The 4,137-nt window shown below is 66.8% G+C and carries 4 protein-coding genes; 1 reads left to right on the top strand and 3 read right to left on the bottom strand.

Going from position 1 to position 4,137, the window contains the following annotated elements; genetic code table 11:
- Nucleotides 1–924: 3'-5' exonuclease (locus KXJ60_RS05260; protein ID WP_366018003.1), on the top strand; the 924-nt coding region annotated here is incomplete at its 5' end.
- Between the two features lie 15 nt (nt 925–939).
- Here KXJ60_RS05260 and KXJ60_RS05255 read toward each other — a convergent pair.
- The 3 genes from KXJ60_RS05255 to KXJ60_RS05245 form a co-directional block, all read right to left on the bottom strand.
- A complete protein-coding gene (locus tag KXJ60_RS05255; RefSeq protein WP_291124794.1) occupies nt 940–2,472 on the bottom strand; it encodes a methyl-accepting chemotaxis protein in 1,533 nt (510 codons plus the stop codon).
- Between the two features lie 153 nt (nt 2,473–2,625).
- Entirely contained in the window at nt 2,626–3,312 is a 687-nt protein-coding gene (gph, locus tag KXJ60_RS05250; protein ID WP_291124792.1) for a phosphoglycolate phosphatase, read from the bottom strand.
- Between the two features lie 18 nt (nt 3,313–3,330).
- The coding region (locus KXJ60_RS05245; protein WP_291124790.1) for a phosphoribulokinase at nt 3,331–4,137 on the bottom strand (807 nt) is incomplete at its 5' end.

The following is a 4,137-nucleotide window of genomic DNA, read 5'->3' as shown; positions in this document are numbered from 1 at the left end:
TCCCAGGCCACACCTTCGCTGGAAGAGCTCGCCCGGCAGCTTGAACAAGACCCCGACTTTCGCGTGCTGCGCCGGCTGGTGCCCGTGCTCGACTTTGGCCCGGCACCCGCCGCCGTGCAGGGCGTGCAGCGCGTGCTGGTGCTCGACACCGAAACCACGGGCCTGTCGCACCAGGCCGACAAGATCATCGAACTGGCCATGCTGTGCGTGCAGGTGGACGTGGCATCGGGCCTGCCGTTTGGCCCGGTCGAGCGCTTCGAAGGCTTTGAAGACCCGGGCATGCCCATTCCTGCGGTGGCCAAAGAAGTGACGGGCATCAGCGACGACATGGTGCGCGGCCACCGGCTGGACGACCTCGCGGTGCAAGCCCTGGTGGCCCAGGCCGACCTGATCGTGGCGCACAACGCTGCGTTTGACCGTCCGTTTGTCGAAGCCCGTTTTCCGTGTTTTGCGGGCAAGGCCTGGGCGTGTTCGTTTGCCGACATCGACTGGAAGGCCGCCGGCGCTGGCTCGTCCAAGCTCAGTGCCCTGGCGCAGGACCACGGCTGGTTCTACGACGCGCACCGCGCGCTGGTGGACTGCCACGCCTTGCTGCAGGTGCTGGCGCAGCCCGTGCAAGGTGCGGCCACCGGCCTGGCGCGCCTGATGGCGGCGGCCGCAAAGCCCAGCTTCAAGCTGCGCGCCACGGGTTCGCCGTTTGAGTCGAAAGACCCGCTCAAGGCCCGCGGCTACCGCTGGGACGCCGAGGCCAAGGTGTGGTTCTGCACCTTGCCCGACGCCGCCCGCCTGGACGAGGAGCTCGTCTGGCTCAAGGCCGAGGTGTACGGGCGCCGCTCAGCGCGCGTGGAAATCGAGGCGCTGGACAGCCTGGTGCGCTATTCGGCTCGGCCCGGACAGGTGTCGCAGCAGGCCTTGCCCCACTGAAGCGCGGGCCGCCGCTCAGGCGGCCTGCAGCCGGAACACCGCCACCGCCTGCACCAGGCGCTCGGCCTGGGTCTTCAGGCTGGCGGCCGCTGCGGCGCTTTCTTCGACCAGCGCGGCGTTCTGCTGCGTGGCCTGATCCATTTGCGTGACCGCGTTGCCCACCTGGGCCACGCCGTCGCTCTGTTCGCTGGATGCGGCACTGATCTCGCCCATGATGTCGGTCACGCGCTGGATGGCGGCCACGATCTCGGTCATCTGGGCGCCGGCTTCGTCCACCAGGGCCGTGCCTTTGCCCACGCGCTCCACGCTGGCGCCAATCAACCGCTTGATTTCCTTGGCCGCTTCGGCGCTGCGCTGCGCGAGGTTGCGCACTTCGCCCGCCACCACCGCAAACCCGCGGCCCTGCTCGCCCGCGCGCGCGGCCTCCACAGCCGCGTTGAGCGCGAGGATGTTGGTCTGGAACGAGATCGAATCAATGACCCCGATGATGTCGCTGATCTGGCGGCTGGAGTCGTTGATGCCCTTCATGGTGTCGACCACCTGGCCCACCACCGCGCCGCCCTTGGCGGCCACTTCGCTCGCGCCCACGGCCAGCTGGTTGGCCTGGCGTGCGTTGTCGGCGTTCTGGCGCACGGTGGAGCTGAGCTCTTCCATCGAGGCGGCGGTCTCTTCCAGGGCAGATGCCTGTTGCTCCGTGCGCTGGCTCAGGTCCTGGTTGCCCTGGGCGATCTGGGCGCTGGCAGAGGCCACGCTTTCCGAATTCGCACGCACTTCACGCACCACGGCGGCGAGCTTTTCCTGCATGACCTGCAGGGCGTTCAGCAGCTGGGCGATTTCGTCCCTGCCGCGGGCATTCACCCGGGTGGTGAGGTCGCCGCTGGCCACCAGCTCGGCGGTGTCCACGGCGCGCTGGATCGGCGTGGTGATGGTGCGGCTGAACATGGCGCCACCGGCCATGCCCACGAGGCACACCAGCCCCATGAGGGACAGGCTGATGGTGGTGGCGGTGTTGGCGTCGGCGTTCGCGCGAGCGGCCAGCGCGGTGCTGTCTGCGGCAATCTGCTGCACCGCTTCGTCCAGCAGTTTCGCGGGCGCCCGGTCCATGCCGCTCACGGCCTTGTCGCCCACGGCGTGATCGAAGCCGGAGGACTTGAACGTCTCGAAGGCCGTGCGGTAGTTCTGGCCCATGGTGGCGTGCGCGGCGGAGAACTGTTCCACCAGTTCACGCGACTTGCCTGCCGGCAAGGCCGCTGCCAGCGTGCGCGACTGCTCGGCCATGTCCTTCTCGATCTTGTTGAACGCGCTCCAGTACTTGTCGAGCTGGGCGGGGTCTTTGCCGCGCAGCAGCGTGTTCTTCCACTCCTGCACCTGCGTCTTGAACTGGCTCAGCAAGTGGCTGGCCTGCGCCGCGCGCATGTGGCTTTCGTGCACCTCGGTTTCGAAGGTGTGGATGGCCTGGTGCAGCCGCGAGATACCGAACAGCGCGGCAGCGGCCACCAGCAGCAGGCCGGCGGCGAACGCAATGGGGAGCTTGAGAGCGATCTTCATGGGGCGATCTTTCTGCTCGCAAGTCGCTGCGAGCGAAGAGAAAACAGAACGGGGCCCTTATCGTTGCCCAGTCGGCCCGTGGGCAATCCCCTGAATAGGCGGCTTTGGGTGGTGCAGTTCCAGTGCGCACCGCGTTCATCCGCCGGTCGTCGGCTACACAGGCAAATGGTGGGTGAGCGCAGAGAGGTCGGCGATCACCCGGTTGGGATGGCTCTGTTCGATGGGTTGGCCCATGTTGTAGCCGTAGGTGAGCGCCCAGACGGCGATGCCGGCGTTGCGCGCGGTCGCCACGTCGATGCTGGAGTCGCCCACGAACAAGGCCCGTTCGCGCGCAATGCCGAAGCGGGTCAGGCAGTCGTCCACCGCGGCGGGGTGGGGCTTCTTCACCGCCAGCGTGTCGCCGCTGATCACGCGGTGAAAGAGCGGCGTGAGCGAGTGGGCGTCGAGCACCACCCGCGTGTAGCGCGCTTCCTTGTTGGTGACGATGGCCAGCTTCACGCCGGCGGCGCGCAGCGCCTGCAGAATGGTTCGCACGCCGGGGTAGAGGCGGCTGCGCGTGCCGCAGCGCCGCTCGTAGTGCTGGCCGAAAGCGGCCTCGATGCCGGCGAATGCATCGCTCTGTCGCACCTGCTGCGCCGTGACGCCATCCACATGCGCCAGCGCCTGGATCAGCAGCTCGCGGGTGCCGTGGCCAATCCAGTCGTTGACCTGTTGCTGGGTCACCAGCGCCCGGCGGAATTCGTTGAGGGTGTCGTTGACGGCGTCGGCAATCTCCGGGGCGGTCTCGATCAAGGTGCCGTCCAGGTCGAAGAGGATCAGGTCGTAGGGATAGCTTTTCATGGGGTCAGCTCCTGGGGGTCATGCCATCGCCCGTTGCCGGTGTTCCATCATTCGCCAGATGAAGGGCGTGAAGATGAGCTGCATGGCCAGCTCCATCTTTCCGCCGGGCACCACGATCGTGTTGGCGCGCGACATGAACGAGTCGTGGACCATGTTGAGCAGGTACTGGAAGTCAATGCCCTTGGGCTTGGCGAAGCGGATGACCACGAAGCTCTCGTCGGGCGCCGGAATCTCGCGTGCGATGAACGGGTTGGACGTGTCGACGCAGGGCACGCGCTGGAAGTTGACGTGCGTGTGCGCGAACTGCGGGCAGATGTAGTTCACGTAGTCGGGCATGCGCCGCAAGATGGTGTCGGTCACGGCTTCGGTGCTGTAGCCGCGCTTGGATTTGTCGCGCCAGAGTTTCTGGATCCATTCCAGGTTGATGACGGGCACCACGCCAATCAGCAGGTCGGGGTGTTGTGCGATGTTGACCTCGGGCGTGATCACGGCACCGTGCAGGCCTTCGTAAAACAGCAGGTCGGTGCCGGGGGGCAGGTCTTCCCAGGGTGTGAAAGTACCGGGCTGCTGCTGGTACGGGGCGGCCTCTTCGGCGTCGTGCAGGTACTTGCGCGACTTGCCGGTGCCCGCTCTGCCGTAGTCGGCAAACAGCGCTTCGAGCTCGGCGAAGAGGTTGTTTTCCGGGCCGAAGTGGCTGAAGTTGCGGTTGCCATCGCGCTCTGCCTCGGCCTGGCGCAGCTTCATCTGCTGGCGATCGTGGCGGTGGAAGCTGTCGCCTTCCACGATGGCGGCGCGCACGCTCTCGCGGCGGAAGATGTTCTCGAA

The sequence above is a fragment of the Hydrogenophaga sp. genome (genome assembly GCF_019264445.1).
Taxonomy (GTDB): domain Bacteria; phylum Pseudomonadota; class Gammaproteobacteria; order Burkholderiales; family Burkholderiaceae_C; genus Hydrogenophaga.
The sequence above is the reverse complement of the archived record's forward strand: the minus strand, read 5'-3'. Positions and strand labels throughout refer to the sequence as shown.